This is a genomic window from Vibrio sp. YT-15 (assembly GCF_033337445.1).
Lineage (GTDB): Bacteria > Pseudomonadota > Gammaproteobacteria > Enterobacterales > Vibrionaceae > Vibrio > Vibrio alginolyticus.
On the sequence record NZ_JAWOQR010000068.1, the window covers coordinates 1 to 1,468 of the forward strand.

Genomic DNA, 1,468 nt, shown 5'->3' on the forward strand with positions numbered 1-1,468 from the left:
TAGCGGCCATAATCGTTTTTAGATAAGGCTTTTCCTGCGGCTTGAATGTGCTCTCGCGTTAACCAGCCTCGGCGATACGCAATCTCTTCTAAGCAAGCCACTTTGTAACCTTGTCGTTTCTCTATCGTCGAAACAAATTGAGCAGCTTCGAGCAAGCTTTCGTAAGTACCTGTGTCTAACCAGGCAAAACCACGCCCTAACATTTCAACATTGAGCTCGTTTGCTGTTAGGTACATTTGATTTAATGTGGTAATTTCCAGCTCACCTCGCTCTGATGGTTCGACTTGCTTAGCTCTACTCACGACTTGGTTGTCAAAGAAATACAGCCCCGTCACAGCATAGTGGCTCTTTGGCTTAGCTGGTTTTTCTTCAATAGAGATAGCTTTTCTGTCGGCGTCAAACTCAACCACACCAAAGCGCTCAGGGTCTTTCACTTGGTAGCCAAACACCGTAGCCCCATTGCCACTCTCTGCCGTCTCAACCGCTTTCTTTAACTTCGGAGTGAACCCTTGTCCATAAAAGATGTTGTCACCCAGCACTAAACATACTGAATCATCGCCAATGAATTCTTCGCCAATGATGAACGCTTGAGCTAAGCCGTCTGGGCTTGGTTGAATCGCGTATTGCAACTCAATGCCAAACTCTGAGCCATCACCCAATAGGCGCTGAAATCCTTCCTGGTCTTCTGGCGTGGTGATGATCAAGATTTCACGAATGCCAGCAAGCATGAGTACTGACAACGGGTAGTAAATCATTGGCTTGTCATAAACCGGCAGTAACTGCTTAGAGACACCGCGTGTAATAGGGTAAAGGCGAGTGCCCGAGCCACCTGCTAAAATAATGCCTTTCATTATTCGCCCGCTCCTAATCGCTCTAAACTGTATGAACCATCAAGCACGCGTTGCCACCATTGCGGATTATTGAGGTACCATTCCACGGTTTTGCGAATACCGCTTTCAAACGTTTCTTCTGGCGTCCAGTTAAGCTCTTGAGCAATCTTGGTGGCATCAATTGCGTAACGCACATCATGACCAGGGCGATCTTTGACATAAGTGATCAAAGATTCATAAGACTCTATCCCAGCAGGTTTGTCTGGTCGCAACTCTTCAAGTAATGCACAAATGGTTTTCACTACTTCGATGTTAGCTTTTTCGTTATGACCACCGATGTTGTAGGTTTCACCGACTTCACCTTCGTTGACCACTTTGTAAAGAGCGCGAGCATGATCTTCCACAAACAGCCAATCTCGGATTTGCATACCATCGCCATACACAGGCAACGGCTTGCCATCGAGGGCATTTAAAATCATCAGAGGGATCAACTTCTCTGGGAAGTGGTACGGGCCATAGTTGTTGGAGCAATTCGTGATAAGTGTTGGTAAACCATAAGTGCGTTGCCAAGCGCGAACCAGGTGATCGCTCGAAGCTTTAGATGCAGAATATGGGCTGCTCGGCGCGTATGAGGTGGT

2 protein-coding genes are annotated in these 1,468 nt (G+C 47.0%); both read right to left on the bottom strand.

Annotated elements, in window-relative coordinates; all coding sequences use genetic code 11:
* Nucleotides 1-851, bottom strand: an 851-nt coding sequence (gene rfbA, locus R7D93_RS25275) for a glucose-1-phosphate thymidylyltransferase RfbA (protein WP_225497222.1), incomplete at its 3' end; no start/stop codon positions are given.
* The coding region (locus R7D93_RS25280; RefSeq protein ID WP_225497219.1) for a dTDP-glucose 4,6-dehydratase at nt 851-1,468 on the bottom strand (618 nt) is incomplete at its 5' end. The genes R7D93_RS25280 and rfbA, both read right to left, overlap by 1 nt.